Origin of the sequence: Reichenbachiella sp. (assembly GCF_965233835.1) — a bacterium.
Classification (GTDB): domain Bacteria; phylum Bacteroidota; class Bacteroidia; order Cytophagales; family Cyclobacteriaceae; genus Reichenbachiella.
On the sequence record NZ_OZ247585.1, the window covers coordinates 2,068,942 to 2,088,261 of the forward strand.

Below are 19,320 nucleotides of genomic sequence, written 5' to 3' on the forward strand. Positions count from 1 at the left end.
GTGTCTGATTATTGGTAATTTGACTTGTCTTCTTGGTAATTCATCGAATATGCTTGTTTTGAGTGTGAATTCACCATTTTATGAGAGAAGGGTTGAATAAAAATTATTTAATTTTATACATAGACCAGATAGAAAGATGTGTGGGTTTATACTTAAACCTGCAGAAAACTAATCGAACATGAAACAAATGAAGCAAATATCCCTATTTCTATTACTCCTGTCTTTTTCTTCTGCCTATGGGCAGACCAAATATGATAAGAAGCTTGAAAAGGCTGCTGATCTGTATGAGTTGGGTAACTACTCAAGTGCAAGAGGTGAAATTGAAAAAATAAAAAAACAAACCACCAAAAAAATAGGTGGTGTCAATGAGTTCTTACCAATTGCCAGAATCAAAGAAGCAAAGTATGATGTGGCTCTAGGTATATTGGGTGGTGTTCACCAATCAGTAAGTGAAGGCCTTGAAATGAGCGAGGTGGTAAACGGAGCAGATTCCGAAGTTCATGCTCTTTTGCTCAAAGAATCAACTGAAGTAATGATTCTCTACGGTGATTTTTTGCAGGCTAGCGAGTACTTGGAAAAAGCGAGACCGATCTTGGAAGTAGCAGAGATGGATGAAAATTTGGCTGCATCGATTGCCGTACTGGATGCTCAAATCAAAGTTGGTAGAGGATATTACAGTGATGCCATAGAGTTGATTGATAGTAAAATGGACTTCTATCAAGGACGTGCTCTATTGGATGATGATGTAAAAAAATATGTAAAAAGAGAACGAAAGAGAGAGTTTGCTCGCATGATGATGTTCAAAGGAGATGCCTATCGTAAAATGGGTAACTACCTAAGCGCAGATTCTTCCTTTGTTTATGCTGATCGTTGGATTCAAAAAAATCTTGGTAAAGCTGATATCCTTTATAGTGAAAATCAGTATTTGAATACACTTCTGTTAGAAGAGAATGGATTGGAAATTGGGGCCGTCGTGGATTTGTATGAAAAAGCCTATGTCAATACGATAAGAAAGTACTTGCCGTCTCATTATGTGACGGTGCAAATCAGAGAGCGCTTAATCAAGAGTTATATCAAGAATGGCAACAAGGCCAAATTGAATAATCACATTACAGAATTTAAAAAAGTCATTAAACAAAACTATGACAAGAATAGTCTTAACAGTGTGATGCTCGAGACCATCGATTATGATGTGCTTCTTGGAGGAAAGGATGTTGGGTTAGAGAATGAGGTGGCTGAAATCCTAGGGGCAGAGTCTGTCATTCCTAAATATCACCATAAGCGAATCGACATGCTGGAGTTTGCAAATAGTGTGGCGGTGATCAACGGAAGACATGAGAATTCTTACGAGTACCTGACAAAGATTTTGGAAATAAAAAAGGAGCTCTATGGTGAGGAATCTCCGGAGTACAATTTATCTAAGGTAAGACTGGCCAATTACTACGTTGACTTTACAGAAAAATTTGATGAAGCATTAGAAATTTACAAAACCAGCTGGGATCAGATTGTAAAAAAAGAAATTCACGAAGGCCATTTGGATTACGTAGATATTTTAGATCATCAGGCAGTATTCTATGAGGAAAATGACCAATATGCAAAAGCCTCTGAAATTCTTGATGTAGCACTTGAGGCTTCAAGAAGGAAGTATGATAATGAAGATATGGAGTATGCGATCGAATTGGATAAAATCGCTAATCTTCAGTTTAAAATTGGGTTATACAGTGAGGCAGAGGAGAATATAGAAGAAGCGATAAGAATATTAGAAAAAGTTGACAAAGAACTAGCAGGAGGCTATTATGCGCAGTCTTTAATTACCCAAGCTACTTTGTTTGCTATTAAAGGGGAGTACGATGAGGCCGAAGACAATATCAATAAGTCGGAAAGACTTCAAAAGTCCGGTGTGCGAACAGTGGAAACCTCTGGAATTGAGATTGAAGATGAGCTCGCAGAAGTGTATGTAGATATTGGAAGATACAGAGATGCTGAAAAGCTTATAGAAAAGGATCTAAAGAAAAAAGAAGACAGATTTGGCGCCACAAGCAGGCACCTCAATGATCCTCTAATTTTGAAAGCAAGGCTAAAAATGATCCTTGGTGATTATACACTGGCTGAACAAATTGCCACTAGAGCGTTTAATATCACCAATGAGATTTTTGGAGAGGAGTCTTCTAAGATTACGCCAAGTTTAGTGACACTCGCGAAAATAAACACCACTATTGGTGACTATGATGCTGCAGAAACACTATTGGAGCAAGTAATAGAAATTCGAGAAAAACAGTTTGGACGAGATCATATTGATGTGGCCCGAGCCATATCAGATTTGGCTTTGGTGCGCTTCTATAATAACGCTCCAACCATTGAGGTAGAGGATTTGTTCTTAAGGGCCGAGAAAATCATTGGCAAAAAATTGGGAGGGTCAAACCCGCACTATGCAGAGGTGTTGAAGAACTTAGCAATCGTTTATGTCGCTGAAAGAAGATTTGACGAAGCGTTCGTTTATTTGGAAGATGCGGCTAATATCTGGGATAGACGTATCGGTCGCAGAAACAACATTAATGCCGCCACGATCAATATTCTAAGAGGAGATATCTACTATAATCAGAAACAATACGATGAAGCCGAAGGCTATTACGGAAAAGCCAAGAGTTTATATGAGAGCTTCTTTAGCAAGTCTCATCCAGAATATGTGAAGGTACTTTCTAAAATGAGTAAGACCTACTTTATGCAAGGCGACATCAAGAGATCTCAAGAGTCGATTGAAGAAGTGCTACAGAATTATGCGGTATTCATTAAAGAGTTTTTTCCTTCTTTATCAGAGAGAGAAAAAGCGAAATTTTGGAATACAATTAAGCAAGACTATGAGTTCTACAATACTATTGTGATCAATTACAATAAGAAAAACACTGATCTTGTAGGTACGCTCTATAATAATGCACTTCTTACCAAGGCACTGTTGCTTAGTTCTTCTATTAAAATTAGACAACGAATATTGTCTTCTGGGGATGAAGCCTTGATTTCAACCTATAGGGAATGGGAAGCTAAAAAAGAAACGCTTACCCAAGTGTTATCAATGAGTTCAGATCAGCTGGCACAGGCTGGAATAGATGGTAATGTATTGCAGGTAGAGGTGGAGGACCTTGAGAAGCAGCTGAGTCAACAGTCCGAAGATTTTAGTTCAGGTTTTGAATCTAGAGTAGTGACTTGGGAAGACGTTCAAAAGTCACTCAACCCAAATGAAGTAGCTCTAGAGATGGTAAGGTTCCGTGTATTTGATCACGGGTTTTCTAAAGATTCGATCATGTATGCGGTAATGTACGTGAAAAATGAAAAGAAAAGTACTCCCGGGTTGATCCTACTAAAGAACGGTAAGGACATGGAATCCAAATACTTGAAACTTTATAGAAATAGTATCAAGTTTAGAATTGAAGATCAGAAGTCCTATGATAATTTCTGGAGGCCTATTCAGGATGTAATTGGTAACCCTGGCAGAATCTATGTGTCGGCCGATGGAGTTTACAATCAGCTAAACCTGGAAGCTATTAAGCTTGAAGATGGTAGCTATGTATTGGATCGATCAAATATTGTATTAGTAAGTAATACAAAAGATTTGTTCTATGATAAAATCACAACTAATGTAGTGCAAGAGGCTAATACAGCTGAGATGTTTGGTAACCCAACATATTACGTCTCCTCAAAACCTGGGAGTTGGACAGGTCGCGCAACTACCAGAGGAGGTAACCCTGATGTGATCGGACAATTGCCAGGTACTGAAAAGGAAGTGACTGAGCTCAAGGACTTGTTGAGAAGAGATGGGTGGGTCACCACTGATCATAAAGAAAAGAAAGCCACGGAGGAAGCCATAAAGGCAATGGACAATCCAAAAATTTTCCATATAGCAACGCATGGTTTCTTTCAACCGGATGCTGATTTGAGTGCTGAAGATATTGCTATGAATGAAAACCTAGCTGCGCAAAACCCTCTATTGAAAACAGGCTTGCTCATGAGTGGGGCGGGAGATATTTTGAATGAGACAACATCCAACTTTAATTTGGATGATGGTATTCTTACAGCTTATGAGGCTATGAATTTAAATCTCGATAAGACAGATTTAGTCGTGCTCTCAGCCTGTGAGACCGGTTTGGGTGAGATTCAGGCTGGTGAGGGTGTATATGGTCTACAAAGAGCCTTCTTGGTAGCTGGAGCACGCACCATCATTATGAGTTTGTTTAAGGTTTCCGATGAAGCTACTCAAAAACTTATGGTTAAGTTTTATTCGAAGTGGCTGGCTACAGGAGATAAAAGGGCTTCATTTATCGAGGCCAAACAAGAAATCCGAGATGAATATAAAGACCCTATATTCTGGGGGCCTTTTATTATGATTGGGCTGGATTAATTAGTGAAAACAAGAAAACTAATGATAGCTTCGCCAGTTGATAGGCGAAGCTTTTTTATGCGTACATACATGAATTTTTATACGTTGCTCTTGTTATTTTTTTTCGTGGCGCAATTTGGTCTTGCTCAGTCACCAGTCCCTGAAAGGAGAAAATTGAGCTCCGGAGCATCCACTCGGATGATCAATGAATATTTGGGACACAAGGCTTATCAAAACACGAATAAGAAAAAATATGAATACAATTTACCTTATTATAAGAAGGTGGAAGATGGGATGGTGAAGCTGATTCGAAAGGGACAATTTTATGATGACCCTTCTTTGAGTAGCTATGTCTATGGTATTAAAAATAAATTGACAAGCCATTATGAATTAAAAAATGAATTTATTCATGTCGTGGTGGACAAGAGCTCCGTGGTCAATGCCAAAGCGCTCGGTAGGTGTTCGATCATTTTGAACAATGGACTACTGGCCACCATCGATAGTGAAGAGCAATTGGCATTTATACTTAGTCACGAAATTGCTCATTTGGAGTTGGATCATATTTATCAAAAATTGATCTTGATAGATCAGGACAAACTTAAATCAGACATTAAGAGGATTGTGACTACAGATGCAAAATTGGAAGATATGGAGTCTTTGAAAAAGGAAATTTACAGTTTTGCATCTTTTAGTCGAAAGAAGGAGCGAGAAGCGGATTCACTTGGTTACCTTATTTATTCCAATGCTTACAATAGTAAAGAAGCACCATTAGAAGCTTTGGTCAAAATCGATGTTTCGAATCCCAAACACCAGCAGCTTGGGCTTCGCCTTTTTAAACCTTTTCATTCCAAAGCAGCCCCATTTAATGAAGCCTTACTCAGAGAAGATTTAGATATTTTTGATAAAGAGAAAAATAAAGTTCTTTTTCTGGATGTCGATTCTATTATCTCTCACCCTGAGATGCCAGTACGTTTAGCAAAACTTTCGGATCAAATATCCAAACATGCCAAGAAGGAGGCCGTCCAGCAAACGAGACTGACTCGTTTGAACAAGACGTCGGCATATGAAGTGGTTGAGGCGAGTATGATGACAAATTCGTATACCAAGGCGCTCTATTCGGCATTGAAGCTCAAGTATCAATTTCCTGATGATAAAATGACATCAACGCTGATCGCTCGGGTGATGATTAAAATACATGACGATAAAAGAGATGGATTGTTTGATATGAGCTTTTCAAGGTATACGGTTGGTTACTCCTCAGATCTCAAACTGGTTCATAATTTCATACGAAATACTTCCTACCAGGATCTTGCAGGCCTGACTTATAACATGCTAGGAATGTCTAGGAATTTTGATCAAGGAGAAGCTGAACATTATAGGCTATTGGCCTCCATTTGCAAGCGAATGAGTAAGGATAATGAGGTGTCAAAAATTCGCTATATACATCAGGATAGATTTGGTAAGGTTTTACAACTAGATTAAAAAAATGAGGCTGTCAATAAGGTGTCTATCTACGACTATCTTGGCTTGTTGGCTGAGGTTAATTAATTCGCATGCGTTTCGCTATTGATAATGTACATGGCCAGCGAGAACGTATCTTCCGTAAGTGTTGGTTTTACTGCAATGTTGGAGTCTAGAAGAGCTTCTCTTTTGATTGAGGGGTGTTTCATCAGGTGCTGATCAATACCCGCTACGATCAGAGTAATAGGATTGTGCTGGTCATCGTTAAATGTTTGGCAGAATGTTCTTTGATACAACCGATAAAAGTGCCATGTTAAGGATAGTTTATTGATAGATAGGAAGTAATTAGAAAATGAAGCTTCTCGTCCTGTAAATGTGGCAATACCATTATCCGGCGATTGCCGTAATTCGACCTTACCATAAAGGGCCCACAGCTTTAATATGGCTTCGTTTTGAGCCTTTTCAGCACTATAAAACAAGTCCGATCGGAACTTAGTTGATACAATCATCACCCGACCTGAAGTAACTGTTCTCATCAGAGACTTGAAGTCAGAAGTACACTCTTCTTCCAAATAGAAGTGTTTTGCACTTGGACCAGTAATTGAGATCAGGTGTATCATTTTTTAGTGTCTCAGTAGAGAAAAGTAAGCGTGCTATTTTATTAACACGCTATACTCCATCTTAATATATGTATGACTATTTTAGATCAAATCGATCCAAATTCATAACCTTATCCCAGGCAGCCACGAAGTCCTTCAAGAACTTCTCTTGAGCATCCGAAGACCCATAAACTTCTGCTATGGCCCTTAACTCGGTGTTTGATCCAAATATCAAATCAGTTCTGGTTCCAGTCCATAGTACCTTACCAGTCTTTCGGTTACGTCCTTCGAATACCTCTTGTGCATCAGAAGTGGCTTTCCAGGTAGTACTTAAATCAAGGAGATTAATGAAAAAGTCGTTGGTTAATTTACCAGGCTGTTGGGTAAATACGCCATGCTGCGATTGATCGAAATTCGTTTGCAGTACGCGCATACCGCCGATGAGTACTGCCATTTCCGGAGCTGTTAAAGTAAGGAGCTGTGCTTTATCCACTAGCATCTCCTCGGCAGATACCGTATAACCGTCTTTCTTGTAATTTCTGAACCCATCCGCTTTAGGTTCTAAAGCTGCGAAGGAATCTACGTCGGTTTGTTCCTCAGAGGCATCTGTACGCCCAGGGGCGAACGGTACTGAAATATTATACCCAGCACCCTTTGCAGCTTGCTCAAGTCCAACGCAGCCACCTAGTACAATAAGATCTGCCAGTGAAACCTCCTTGCCAAATTCTTCTTTGATACTTTCCAGCTTTTCAAGGACTTTGGTTAGCTGAGCAGGGTTGTTGACTTTCCAATCTTTTTGAGGTGCCAATCGAATACGAGCACCATTGGCACCCCCTCTCATATCAGACCCTCTGAATGTGGATGCGGAGGCCCATGCCGTGGTGACTAGTTCTGATACAGACAGGCCCGAAGAAATAATCTTTGCTTTCAAGTCGGAAGTATCTTGGTTATTGATCAATGCATGTGAGACTGCTGGAATAGGGTCTTGCCAAATCATTTCCTCTGATGGTACTTCTGAGCCCAGATATCTTGCGATTGGTCCCATGTCTCTATGCGTAAGTTTAAACCAAGCTCTGGCAAAGGCGTCTGCAAACTCTTCTGGATTCTCATGAAACCTTCTTGAAATGGGTTCGTAAACTGGATCCATTTTTAATGCCATATCAGCGGTGGTCATCATGAGTGCTTGAGCTTTTGAAGAATCTCCCGCAGCAGGTGCCATTTTTGCATTTGAGGCCGCAGTTGGTGTCCATTGATGAGCTCCAGCTGGACTCTTGGTGAGCTCCCATTCATAACCAAACAATACATCGAAGTATTCATTATTCCATTGCGTCGGACTAGGAGTCCAGGCACCTTCTATACCACTTGTGATGGCATTGTCCCCGTGTCCACTTCCAAAGGTGTTTTTCCACCCCATGCTTTGTTCCTCAATCGCTGCACCAGCAGGTTCTCTGCCTACATACTTTTCAGGGTCGGCAGCACCATGCGCTTTGCCAAAAGTATGCCCACCTGCTACTAGGGCAACGGTTTCTTCGTCATTCATGGCCATGCGGCCAAAGGTTTCCTTTATATCTAGAGCAGACTTCAAGGGATCAGGATTTCCATTTGGACCTTCAGGGTTGACATAAATCAATCCCATTTGAACGGCACCTAAAGGGTTTTCCAATTGATCACGATCACCGTGATATCTTTTGTCTCCGAGCCATTCGGTCTCTGCACCCCAGTAGATGTCTTCTTCTGGCTGCCAGACGTCTGCTCGACCTCCGGCAAAACCAAATGTTTTAAACCCCATAGACTCCAAGGCACAATTGCCAGCTAGTATCATCAAGTCTGCCCAGGAAATTTGCTTGCCATACTTCTGTTTGATGGGCCAAAGTAGCAAACGAGCTTTGTCAAGATTGCCATTATCGGGCCAGCTATTCAATGGAGCAAAGCGTTGTGTGCCAGTACCAGCTCCACCTCGTCCATCGGAGATACGGTAGGTGCCAGCACTATGCCAAGCCATACGAATAAATAATGGACCATAATGTCCGTAATCTGCCGGCCACCAATCTTGAGAGTCTGTCATTAAATCATATAAGTCTTTTTTTATAGCACTTAGATCAAGTTTTTTGAACTCCTCAGCATAGCTGAAACTTTCTCCCATAGGGTCTGAAAGATTTGAGTTTTGTCTAAGAATATTGAGCTTTAACATGTTTGGCCACCAATCCAGATTTGATGTTCCACCTCCTGCGGTTTGATTCAGCTGTCCGCCATGAAAGGGACATTTGCCTGCACCATTGCTATTGTTTTCCATTTTTATAAATTTATTATTTTCGAATTCAATGTTCTTTAAATCTGGTCAATTAAAAGATATTATTCAAATCAATAATTATTATACTTGTATAATATAAATTTATATGACGTTACAGCAATTTGAATATATCGTAGCGCTGGATGAGTACAGGCACTATGTAAGTGCAGCTGAACATTGTTATGTGTCTCAGCCTAATTTGACCATGCAGGTCAAAAAACTTGAGGACGAGATAGGAGTTAGGATTTTTGATAGGGACAAAAAACCACTTCAGCCTACAAAAATCGGAAAGGAGATTATCCTAAGGGCTAGACAAATCTTGAGAGAATCTAAACAACTCAAGGAATTCGTTACGCATGAAAAAGAGTCATTGGAAGGTGAATTTACTGTCGGGATAATACCTACATTGGCTCCTTATCTATTGCCCCTGTTTTTGCCTGATTTTATTCGAGAGAATCCTAAAGTTCATTTGAAAATAAGGGAGCTGCAGACCAGTCAGATTATCTCACAACTAGAAAACGGGATAATTGATATTGGTATTTTGGTGACTCCTCTTGAGGAGTCTTCCATAAGAGAAATTCCCATATTCTATGAGCCATTTTTGCTCTACTTACCCGAAAATCACCGCTTCCTGGAAGAAAAGCTTATGCTCGCTGATGATCTTGACCCCAGTGAGGTATTGGTCTTGGATGAAGGGCATTGTTTTAGGGAACAGGCGCTTTCAATTTGTAGCGATGCCAAACATGGATCTTCTATTGGGTTCGAATACCAAAGTGGTTCTATTGAGGCTTTGAAAAGTCTTGTGAAGCGGGGCGTAGGATATACTTTGGTGCCTGAACTCTCTATTAATAGTGATAAAGAAGATATACATGTCCGTAGGTTTTCTGCGCCGGAGCCAGTGAGAGAAGTGAGTATAGTAGTGCACAATAGTTATATTAAAGAATCCGTAATTGATCGTTTGAAATCTTCAATACAAAAAAATGTACCAGATCAATTATTGAATAAGCAGGAAGTGGTCAGTTTAGATTGGAAGTAATTTGTAGGTTGATATTTTATGCGAGATTTTGTAATTTAATCTCATGTCGATGGATCCTAAAGCATTATATGAACAACTAGTCGCTACTAATTCAAATTTTGAATTGAAAGGGAAAAATATGTTGTTCACTTCAGCCAATGGCCATATGTTTTCTCAGTTAAATAAAGCAGGTGAAATTGGCATTCGGTTATCGAAGGAAGACGGTGAGAAATTTATTGTGGAGCATAAATCATCTTTGTTTAGGTCCTATGGTGCAGTGATGAAGGGGTATGTGGTAGTGCCCGAATCGATGTTAGATGATATGAATTTGGCTGCAAAATATCTTCAGCAGAGTTATGAGTTTGTGCTTTCTTTACCACCCAAGTAATCTATATTAGATAGTTTGAATTGGCTTCAACTTCCTTCGGGTGAAGCAGTTTTCTTTATTTGTTGCATTTCTTTTTCGAGCTGATCAATTTTCTCATCGAATTCGTTTTTGGTTTGCCGGATGCGCTTGCGTAAATTGTTGTTGAATGTTGAAAGTGCTGCAATTTTTTCGTTGGCCTCTGCTAACGTGTCGTTAGCTAGTTCTTTCTCCTGATGAGTTTGTCTTAACACGGAAATAGATTGCTGTACATAATCATTGAACTCCGAAATGACATGATCTTTTCGTTTTGAAGTCTTAATCATTGGGCGGAATATGAAAAATGCTTCCAGCACTATCAGGAGTATAGTGCCTGCCAAAAGGTAGTATTCAGATGTTGACAGTTTCTCCACTTTAGCTGAAGCCATTCTGTCATAGTCAAAAGTGATATCATTCATCAATTTCAGAAAACCTTCTTCATTATCAGAAACCACCTGAATTGCTTCCTCCATTTGTGCCGGTACTGTTCCAGACTTAATATGAGCGTAATTGAATTGACTTATCTTGTCAACGGCCTCATTGATAGAGAGGAAGTAAGGTTGTATTTGATTAAACAATCTCTCCAAAAATATAGACTTATTCATTTCACTTACATCCAATAGCTCACTGCCATATTTGAGTGCCTGATGAGAGGTCGTCCAAAGTTTTGCTGCATCCGTTAATTCAGACTTCGCACGATTGAATTCTTCTTTCGTTTTGGTCAAAGGGAGCTTCAACGCGGCTTTTGTGATCTTTTGGCTAAGCATTCGTTGTCTTCCCGAAATATTGATGATTCGGGAATCCGTTTTGCTATCAGATATGGTGCGCTGTATGAGTATCTGGCTGGCTACTACGGCTAGCGTCAGAACTCCCAAAAACATTAGATATTGAAATGTTATTCTTTTCATATGAACTTAGGTTTGATAATGAGCTGTGCCCAAACCCAATTGTTGAGAGATTTTGAATTGCCGGTGTTTTTTATGAGATCCATGCTGTCAGTGGCAAACATTTGAGAATAACCTATTTTGAAGGTTCCAATTTTTCGCATTGGGGTCACATATACCAAATCAAATTCTGTTCCTAGTGATGCGCTGGCTTCTGTGGTACCGTCTGATTCAAAGAATTTGCTGGCTCCTAGAAATTGATGTACATGGCCAAGCAAGGCTCCTTTTCCTAATTTAAATTTAGTCTTTAAGTAGAAGTCTTGAAGCCCGACATTGTTGTGACCATTACCTACATAGAAGTAATCCATAAATCCGTAAAATGCGTGATTAGTACCAAATAGCGGGCTAAATACGGTTGTTTTCGAAGATTCAGTGTCTTGACCAGACAGGTGATCATATCCGAAAGTCAATGGCGTCGCATTAGTTTTTAGAGTAGCCGATACAGAAAACATGTAAGCACTCAAATCAGAAGTAGCTATTTTACCTCCTTGATAAAAGAATTCTCCATTCAATTTCACATTTCCAACTTTCTTCATTCCCATCAAGCCATAGGTCTGTCGATTAGCCACAGAGTCTTCTAGTCCATACTGTCTGGCGTCATTTATCAAATAGGCAGAGATGCTTCCGTTTTCATATTTTTTGTTGAGGTAGGCGTATTCCATATGTTTATAGTTTCCTGTAGGGTGATAGGGACCGTTGCCAGTGAAGGACGGATAGTACGTTCCTGTTAGTCTTACGGGTTCTGCCCCGGTAGCTGGATTTTGATTGAAGGCCACTCCGGCATGCACTTTGAGACCCAGGGTGTCTTCATACATAAGAAGTAAGGCGTCATGTCTTAATCCCTGCATGGCCCACTCTAAACCTCCAAACATTCGTTGGTTGTCATAAGAAATCATTTGACGACCAAATTTTAAAGAAAAATTATCGGACATATAGTAACGTGCCCAGGCGTCAGCAATTCCAAATGAACCACTGTAGTCTTTGTCTACAATGCCATCAGCTCCCCACATTCTAACATCCTGAAGTGTAACTTTGATCTCGTATTCATCTGATGCGTAATTAGCATAGAGTCTCGTTCTTTGCTCTGTAAACAGTGCTGGGTCTTGCCCTTCCATTATTGGTTTCTTAAAGCCATTTCTAAATTCTGATCTAGCGTTGATCTCTGCGGATAAGGAGAATTGGGCATATGAGGTAGCCGAAATTAAAATGATGCTCAGCGATAAGAGTAGATTCTTCATGATAAAGTTTGTTTGATTATGATTTCTATAACCAATTCATTGTTGGCTATTACGTAATTTGATAATGCAAACCTACTTCTGTGTTCTTGAGCAAGAAATGATTTGTGACAGCTCTTTTTTCATTTTTTGTCAGGTTTTTAACCTGCGATATAGCAACTATTGGCCTTGGTGCGACTAAAACTAGGTAGTTTGCATGAATGGACTAAGTATTCTTCAATGGCTTCCCGTTTACCAATTAATGAAGATACAGTTTTCAATTTCACTATTATGAAGACCTGATCTACTTAGATGCTTTATTTATGAAATTCTTGAATGTACTCGGTTTAGTTATTTGCTACTTCAAAGTTCTCCTTCAAATTAGGAGAAGCTTCGTCGCTCATTTTCTGTACGATGCTGTGCATCCAGCCAAGACAAACCACTGACAGTCCGAGCATGAGTAGCCAGCAGCTCGACCACAATCCTGTGCCTGTCAATAAGTATCCAAAAATAATAGGGCAGATAAATCCTCCTAGTCCTCCTAATACACCGACCATGCCTCCGACTACACCAACTTCATTAGGGAAGTAATCAGGGATGTGCTTGTAGACGGCCGCCTTGCCAATACCCCAAATAGAACCTAGTAGAATGGCTAGGATAGAAAATATCCAAGGGTTGGCCTGGAAGTAAATATGAGTAATGCCTTCAGCGAGCAACTGTTTTTTTGTCACTTTGTCTCCGACTGAAACTATCGGCTCCTGCCAGGTTTCTTTGATGGGCCAAAAATGAAATTCGTTTTCAGCATTTTCAAGTTTGGCAGTTCTAGCAATGATGGGGTAGGGTTGATTGTTGATGGTGATGAAATCCGTACTAATGGCTGTAATAGTGCCACTTTGTGCAGCTGAAAGCCCCTTGCCAGCAGAGTAGATGTCCATGCGCGGAAGAAGCAAGGCAAGTGAAATTATCATGCTGCCGCCTAAGACTCTGTACATAACAGCTCTTGCACCAAACTTATCTGAAAGCCAACCACCAAATGCTCTGATTACGCCAGAAGGTATGCTAAAACATGATGCTAAGATACCGGCTGTGGCCAAATCAAATCCATACACATTGGTGTAGTAGGGTACGAGCCAGCCTGCGAATGCCACAAAGCAGCCGAACACTAGGAAGTAGTACAAGCCAAATCTCCACACGCGAACACTCTTCAAAGGTTTGAGTAATACCGGAATGTTACGTGCCTCTCCATCAGGCTTTTTGTTGGTGGTTGAAAGGAAGAATATAATCGCCATCAATACGAGACAACCTGTGTAGATAAGTGGCATTTGTCGCCAGCCCTCTAGGTTCGTTTTTCCATCAGTGAGAATGTCGAGTATTTTTGGTCCCACGAGTGTCGTAATTGCAGCTCCTGCGTTGCCAGCACCAAAAATACCGAGTGCTGTTCCTTGCTTTTCTTTTGGGAACCAAACGGAGCTAAAGGCAATACCTATTGCGAAGCTAGTACCTGCGAGCCCAAATCCGAGGCTGCAAAGCGCATACGACCAAAAACCATCCGCATAAGAAAGTAGGACGAGTGGAATAGCACAAATGAGTAATAGTCCGGTAAAAACAGGCTTGCCACCGAATTTGTCCGTGAGGATACCTGCAGGTAATCTGAAAATGGCTCCTGTCAATACTGGAATACCTAATAGCCAACCAATTTCTACTGCAGTCCAATCGAATACTTGATTATCAACCAAGAAGGTGACTAAGATGCCGTTGAGCATCCATGCACCAAAGCAAATGGTGAAGGCCAGAGTGTTTATGAATAATGTCTTGTTGGCTTGACGTGCTTGAAATCCCATGACTATTATAAATACGTAGTAATACGTACAAAGTAAGTGCGAAAAAACTTCGGATAGTATGGTTATTTACAAAGTCAAACCTGCGATATCGCAGGTTTTATTAGCTGTCCAGAAAGAAATTGTGCTCTGAAATCTCTCTTTTTAGTAATTCGATATCGATGATACCCAGCTTTTTCCCTGAAGCTCTTAACAGTTTCTCTTTTTTGAGGGCTGAAATCACACGGATCACCTGCTCGTCTGTAGTGCCAGCAAAGTCTGCAATTTCCTTTCTAGAGAGCTGAATATTGAGGTAGTCATCGCTTTGTCCGAATTTTCTATGAATGTATAGGACGGCATCGATCACTTTTTCCCGCACGGTCATTTGTGCAAATTTTTTGACCTTAGTTTCACTTCTGTTTAGCTCATCTGCATAAAACAGCATAAAATCATATGTTAGGTTAGGGGCATGGTGAAGCATGTCTTGCATGAGTTCATTCGGAAAATTGCACAATACGGTGTCTTCTAGTGCAACTGCATTAATCTGATAAGACTCTCCGATGCCAAATCCTCTGTGTCCAATGATTTCACCGTCTTTAGCAAATCGCACGATTTGTTCCCTGCCTTGAAACCCTGTTTTAGCTACTTTGGCCTTCCCTTTATTGATGAAATAGAGTCCATGAACGGGGGCTCCTTCCAGTATAAACTGCTGGCCTTTTTTGCACTGAATTGTATGTTTTTTGCTCAAGTATTGCTCAACATCTTTGTCGTGACTATTCTTCTTGATAATACAGTCTTGATTGGTACAGGTAATGCAAACTGCTCCTTCCATGATTATTAATTTACGTAAAATTACGTAAAATTACATGTAAACTACGTAAATCACAAAAGGCAGTAAGGTATTCGCCTATGAACTGTAGAAGACTATGAGGAGAAAAGGTTAAGGGTTGGGCAGTTTGCCATCGATCTTGATGATGTTCACCGGACAGCTAATAGCAGCTCTTTTGTTTTCTTCCAGTTCTACTTCATGAATATCGGCGTGGAAGATGCCTTTGTTGGCTTTACCTCCAACTAATGTGCATTTCCCATCTTTTTTGGAGATGCGCCAGCGGTCCGGTGCGATCTCCACACAGGCATTGCACCCAATGCATCGGTCACGATAATGGGTGATTTTGTGCATGTTAGGCTGGAACTACTTTATAAAGTTTGTCAGAAGGGCGAATGGTCTCTTCGATCTTGATAGAAAAACTGTCACCCTTTTTTACTTTGTCAACTGCAGCATCAGCTACCCGCATTTCTTCTACGGTCGCTTTCACAATTCCTGTAGTAGGTCCTGTGATCATAATCTCATCACCTTTCTCTAGTGCATGAGTTTCCATGAGGAATTCTCCCACACCGAGTTTGTTGAAGTATTTTACACCTTTGCCAAGGAATATTTTCTTAGTTGTGGCTTTGGATCCATGAACTTCACTCCATTCGCCCATTTTTCGCCCCAAGTAATATCCATCCCAGAATCCGCGGTTGTAGACTCTTTCCAGCTCGGTCTTCCAGTGTTCAAATTTATCAGAGGTGTAAGTGCCTTCATTGATGGCATCTCCGGCATCTCTATAGCACTTGGTGGTAGTGTAGACATAGTCGGCAGCTCTGCCTCGACCTTCTATTTTGAATACAGAAACACCCGCTTCTACTACCTTGTCCATAAAGTCGATAGTACACAAGTCAGCGGCACTCATGATGTATTCATTGTCAATTTTAAGCTCGTTGCCTTGTTCGTCCTTGACGGTATATTCTCTTCTACAGTTTTGTACACAGGCGCCTCTGTTGGCAGAAGCCATGTCAGAATGTAAACTCAAGTAACATTTACCCGAAACGGCCATGCATAAAGCTCCATGAGCAAATACCTCAATTCTGACCAATTCACCTGCAGGGCCCGTAATGTTTCTTTTCTTTATTTCTCGCGTAATGTCTGCTACTTGCATCAGACTGAGTTCTCTGGCCATTACCATTACATCGGCATACATGGCATAGAACTCCACCGTTTCTATATTGCTTATATTGGCCTGAGTAGAGATGTGAACTGGAAAGCCAATCTTTTTAGCGTAGTTCATTACGGAATGATCGGAAGCAATGATGGCCGAAATACCACTTTCTTTGGCTGCATCTACGATGGATCGCATTAAATTCATGTCATGATCATACATCACTGTGTTGAGGGTGATATAAGACTTCATGTTATTCTCCGTACAGATTTCGGCAATCTTTCTGAGGTCGTCCAGTGTAAAGTTGTTAGACGAACGGGCACGCATGTTCAATTGCTCTACGCCGAAATAGATAGAGTTTGCTCCACCTTTGATGGCTGCATGTAAACTCTCGTAAGAGCCCGCAGGTGCCATGATTTCAATATCGTGATTTTTTGCTTCCATTGTCGTCTTTATTTTCCTTCGTAAATGGCTCCGGAGGTTGGAGTTTCATTCAATTCTAACTTACTCAAAAGTGGCAACTTAGGTTGTATCTGCTCCCAGATCCACACTACAATTCGTTCAGCTGTTGGGTTTTCTAGCCCCTTAATATCATTCAATAATTGATGGTCAATTTGCTCAATCACAGGTTTAACCACGTCTTTCAATTCCTTGAAATCCATTACCCACTGTAATTCAGTATCCAAATCACCTTCCAAATAAACAGTCAGATGATAGGTATGACCATGCATATTTTTGCACTTATGTCCTTCCGGTACGTTAGGGAGGAAATGAGCTGAATCAAATGCGAACTTCTTGTAAATAACCATCTTACCTGCTGTTTAATCCGCGAAGTTAGGTGATTTTCACTCAACCTTGAAAATGAATCAATAAAATCATGGTAAGGAACGGACTTCTGTGGCTTTAGCGTGCATTGGTGGGGAATTTATTTCTCATATTTAGACTTACCTGATGTAGAATCGATACCATAGGCCAGTGAGGTGATATTCTATTGTTTGGAATGAAAATGGTACTTATTGCAATAAAAGGTAAAGCCATGAAACATTCATTCGTAAACAGACTAGATATAATTGCAGCCAGATATCCAGCAAAACAGCTCAATCATTCTCTGAAGTTGACTTCTAAGATTAAGCTTTTTAAGCGAAAGCTGTCGAGCGGTCACGACGTTAGTATTTTTCAGAAAAGGGGCAATGGTCTTAAAACCATCATGGACAAAACGGGAAGACTGAATGATTTGTCTGGCCTTTATGTGATATCTTCTTCTACTGGAGAACCCTTGATTTTAAGCTCTTCTAAAAAAGTACTTACAGATATTCAAAAGCTGACCAGAGCAAAAAGGGTAAAAGACAAAGCTGTGTTAGAGAAAGTGGCGAACTACTATGGATTCTCCAATTATAAGATGGGACGTGAGTTGCTCTTGGCTATGAAAGTCAATTGGTTGGAAATCACAGATAAAACATTTCGCCTCATGCTTCGAAGGGCTATGCTAGCTGAAGTGAAATTTACCCTTTAATACTGATCATAGTGGCAGTGAAAGGATTTGATTGCTTATTTTTAGAGCTCGATCAAATTGTTTCAAATGAAAAAGTGTGTTCTATTATTTTGTTTAGTTGTTGGTTTTTCTTTTTCAGCTCAGTCTCAGGTACTAATATCCCTGTTACTCGGAGATAAATTGAACTCTGATAAATTGGAGTTTGGATTGATCGGTGGATTCTCATCAGCTAATCAATCGGGTGTGGATGGAAGTAGTCATTTTGGTGCCTTGCATTTAGGTTTTTACTTTGATTTCATTTTAAGTGAAAAATGGGTGTTTAACCCCTCTGTAAACGTTATTTCCGCCTCGGGAATGGAGTATACCAACCTAGATCCAGCAATAACCGGTATATCAGGCTTGGATAATGTACTGGTGGGTGCAGATGCTAGGCTAAAAGTAGAATATTTTCAGGTGCCATTACTAATGAAGTATAACGTTACTCCCAAGATACATTTGATGTTAGGGCCGCAGGTGGCCTTGCGGCATAAGGCATCTACTTTCTACCACTATGATTTAAATGGAAATGATGTGGTCTATCGAGAAGACGAAAGAGACAATTACAAACGACTGGATGCCGGATTTACTAGTGGTGTTGGATATAAGTTGAAGCCAGGTGGTATGAATCTAGGAGTACGCTACTATCAAGGGTTGGTTGATGTGCGAAAAAACAATTTAGGTGACGCCAACAGGAATCGAAGTTGGTACGTGTACTGTACGATTCCGATAGGCAAGGGAAAAGCCGTTAAGAGCGAACAGGTTGATTAAGTTGTTTTAAAATATTCAATAGTCTATCCGTTTCGTCTTTTTTTGATTTTTTCTTGTTCGCAATCAAATACAAGTCGCGATAGTTTACTTTTTTCAACTCACAGGTTTGTAAGGTGCCTTCGTTTACAAAGTGTTGAGCCACGTTGTCGAAGGCAATGGATAACCCATATCCTCTGGTTTGTTGATATAAAGCTTCATACTCGTTGGGTACCACATAGTTGGGAACAATGGCAGGTCTTTTCTTATCAAACACATTGAGCCAATAAATTTTTATAAAGCTAGAGTTGTGATCGTGAGCATACCATTTGTGGTGAGCTAGCCATTCCTCGGCCATACGATGGCTTTTCTTATATAGTTTTTCTAATTCACTGAAATCAATATCTGGAGTACCAACAAGAACTACATTTTGAGGTGTCAAATGATGACAGAACGTATCATAAGTATTTTGTTTTTCTGGCACTATGGCATAAAGCAAATTGCCTTCTTCTACGTCTCTAATAAGTTGCTGTTTGGTGCTGAAGGTAAGGTGAACGTATTCACCAAGACCTAAAATATTTTGGCAAAATGTGGTTTTGTAGAGATGGGGTGAGACACCAATAGTTAATATGTTTTTAAGATTAGAGTCGGGTTTAATGATTTTATGCTCTACATCTTCCAGTGCCTCAATGGAGCCTGAGATCATGGTGTTCAGCATCTGGCCTACTTCGGTTTCTTTTACTCCTTTGGACTTTCGCTCGAATAGTTTTTTCCCCATACGAGACTCCAAAGCAGATATCTGTTGACTTACGGTGGGTTGACTGACCATGAGCATCTCAGCTGCCTTGCTCAGTGATTTGGTTTTGTATACGGCGCGAAAAGTTCGGAGCCATTCCAGGTTGATCATGTTATAAATATTTTAATATCACGAATACAATTTTACGATAAAAA

Annotated in this window: 16 protein-coding genes; 6 read left to right on the forward strand and 10 right to left on the reverse strand. The window is 40.3% G+C overall.

Annotated features, from left to right (window positions below):
• Positions 1-187 precede the first annotated feature (187 nt).
• Both ACO6S2_RS08905 and ACO6S2_RS08910 read left to right on the forward strand, forming a co-directional pair.
• Positions 188-4,393: a CHAT domain-containing protein gene (locus ACO6S2_RS08905; RefSeq protein ID WP_422362147.1), complete on the forward strand. Its 4,206-nt coding sequence runs from the start codon at positions 188-190 to the stop codon at positions 4,391-4,393.
• A gap of 69 nt (positions 4,394-4,462) precedes the next feature.
• The gene (locus ACO6S2_RS08910) at positions 4,463-5,854 is read left to right on the forward strand and encodes a M48 family metalloprotease (RefSeq protein WP_422362148.1); all 1,392 of its coding nucleotides are present in this window, start codon (positions 4,463-4,465) and stop codon (positions 5,852-5,854) included.
• 62 nt (positions 5,855-5,916) lie between these two features.
• On the opposite strand, the gene ACO6S2_RS08915 is transcribed toward ACO6S2_RS08910, so the two are convergent.
• Positions 5,917-6,453, reverse strand: coding sequence for a hypothetical protein (locus ACO6S2_RS08915; protein WP_422362149.1), 537 nt, complete (start codon positions 6,451-6,453; stop codon positions 5,917-5,919).
• Positions 6,454-6,529: 76 nt separating this feature from the next.
• Positions 6,530-8,725: a catalase/peroxidase HPI gene (gene katG, locus ACO6S2_RS08920; RefSeq protein WP_422362150.1), complete on the reverse strand. Its 2,196-nt coding sequence runs from the start codon at positions 8,723-8,725 to the stop codon at positions 6,530-6,532.
• Positions 8,726-8,828: 103 nt separating this feature from the next.
• Between katG and ACO6S2_RS08925 the strand changes: the two genes are divergently transcribed.
• Positions 8,829-9,758, forward strand: a complete 930-nt coding sequence (locus ACO6S2_RS08925) for a LysR substrate-binding domain-containing protein (RefSeq protein ID WP_422362151.1) — start codon at positions 8,829-8,831, stop codon at positions 9,756-9,758.
• A gap of 49 nt (positions 9,759-9,807) precedes the next feature.
• Complete coding sequence (locus tag ACO6S2_RS08930) at positions 9,808-10,125, forward strand: hypothetical protein (protein WP_422362152.1); 318 nt, start codon at positions 9,808-9,810, stop codon at positions 10,123-10,125.
• Positions 10,126-10,151: 26 nt separating this feature from the next.
• On the opposite strand, the gene ACO6S2_RS08935 is transcribed toward ACO6S2_RS08930, so the two are convergent.
• From ACO6S2_RS08935 to queD, 7 genes are all read right to left on the reverse strand, one after another.
• Positions 10,152-11,048 carry a type IV pili methyl-accepting chemotaxis transducer N-terminal domain-containing protein gene (locus tag ACO6S2_RS08935; RefSeq protein ID WP_422362153.1) on the reverse strand — a complete coding sequence of 299 codons (897 nt, stop codon included), beginning with the start codon at positions 11,046-11,048 and terminating at the stop codon, positions 10,152-10,154.
• Positions 11,045-12,322, reverse strand: coding sequence for an alginate export family protein (locus ACO6S2_RS08940; protein ID WP_422362154.1), 1,278 nt, complete (start codon positions 12,320-12,322; stop codon positions 11,045-11,047). The genes ACO6S2_RS08935 and ACO6S2_RS08940 overlap by 4 nt, the downstream gene beginning before the upstream one ends.
• Before the next feature lie 323 nt (positions 12,323-12,645).
• Complete coding sequence (locus ACO6S2_RS08945) at positions 12,646-14,139, reverse strand: MFS transporter (RefSeq protein WP_422362155.1); 1,494 nt, start codon at positions 14,137-14,139, stop codon at positions 12,646-12,648.
• Positions 14,140-14,239: 100 nt separating this feature from the next.
• The gene (locus tag ACO6S2_RS08950; protein WP_422362156.1) at positions 14,240-14,947 is read right to left on the reverse strand and encodes a Crp/Fnr family transcriptional regulator; all 708 of its coding nucleotides are present in this window, start codon (positions 14,945-14,947) and stop codon (positions 14,240-14,242) included.
• Between the two features lie 108 nt (positions 14,948-15,055).
• Positions 15,056-15,295, reverse strand: coding sequence for a ferredoxin (locus ACO6S2_RS08955; RefSeq protein ID WP_422362157.1), 240 nt, complete (start codon positions 15,293-15,295; stop codon positions 15,056-15,058).
• A 1-nt stretch (position 15,296) separates the two neighbouring features.
• Positions 15,297-16,538 (reverse strand): peptidase U32 family protein, encoded by a 1,242-nt coding sequence (locus tag ACO6S2_RS08960; protein ID WP_422362158.1) that lies wholly within the window; start codon positions 16,536-16,538, stop codon positions 15,297-15,299.
• An 8-nt stretch (positions 16,539-16,546) separates the two neighbouring features.
• Entirely contained in the window at positions 16,547-16,903 is a 357-nt protein-coding gene (queD, locus tag ACO6S2_RS08965) for a 6-carboxytetrahydropterin synthase QueD (protein ID WP_422362159.1), read from the reverse strand.
• A gap of 227 nt (positions 16,904-17,130) precedes the next feature.
• On the opposite strand from queD, the gene ACO6S2_RS08970 reads away from it, so the two are divergent.
• Positions 17,131-17,607, forward strand: a complete 477-nt coding sequence (locus ACO6S2_RS08970; protein ID WP_422362160.1) for a hypothetical protein — start codon at positions 17,131-17,133, stop codon at positions 17,605-17,607.
• Positions 17,608-17,673: 66 nt separating this feature from the next.
• Positions 17,674-18,393: a porin family protein gene (locus ACO6S2_RS08975; protein WP_422362161.1), complete on the forward strand. Its 720-nt coding sequence runs from the start codon at positions 17,674-17,676 to the stop codon at positions 18,391-18,393.
• Here the strand turns inward: ACO6S2_RS08975 and ACO6S2_RS08980 are convergent.
• Positions 18,371-19,276 (reverse strand): LysR family transcriptional regulator, encoded by a 906-nt coding sequence (locus ACO6S2_RS08980; protein WP_422362162.1) that lies wholly within the window; start codon positions 19,274-19,276, stop codon positions 18,371-18,373. The genes ACO6S2_RS08975 and ACO6S2_RS08980 overlap by 23 nt on opposite strands.
• Between the last annotated feature and the right edge of the window lie 44 nt (positions 19,277-19,320).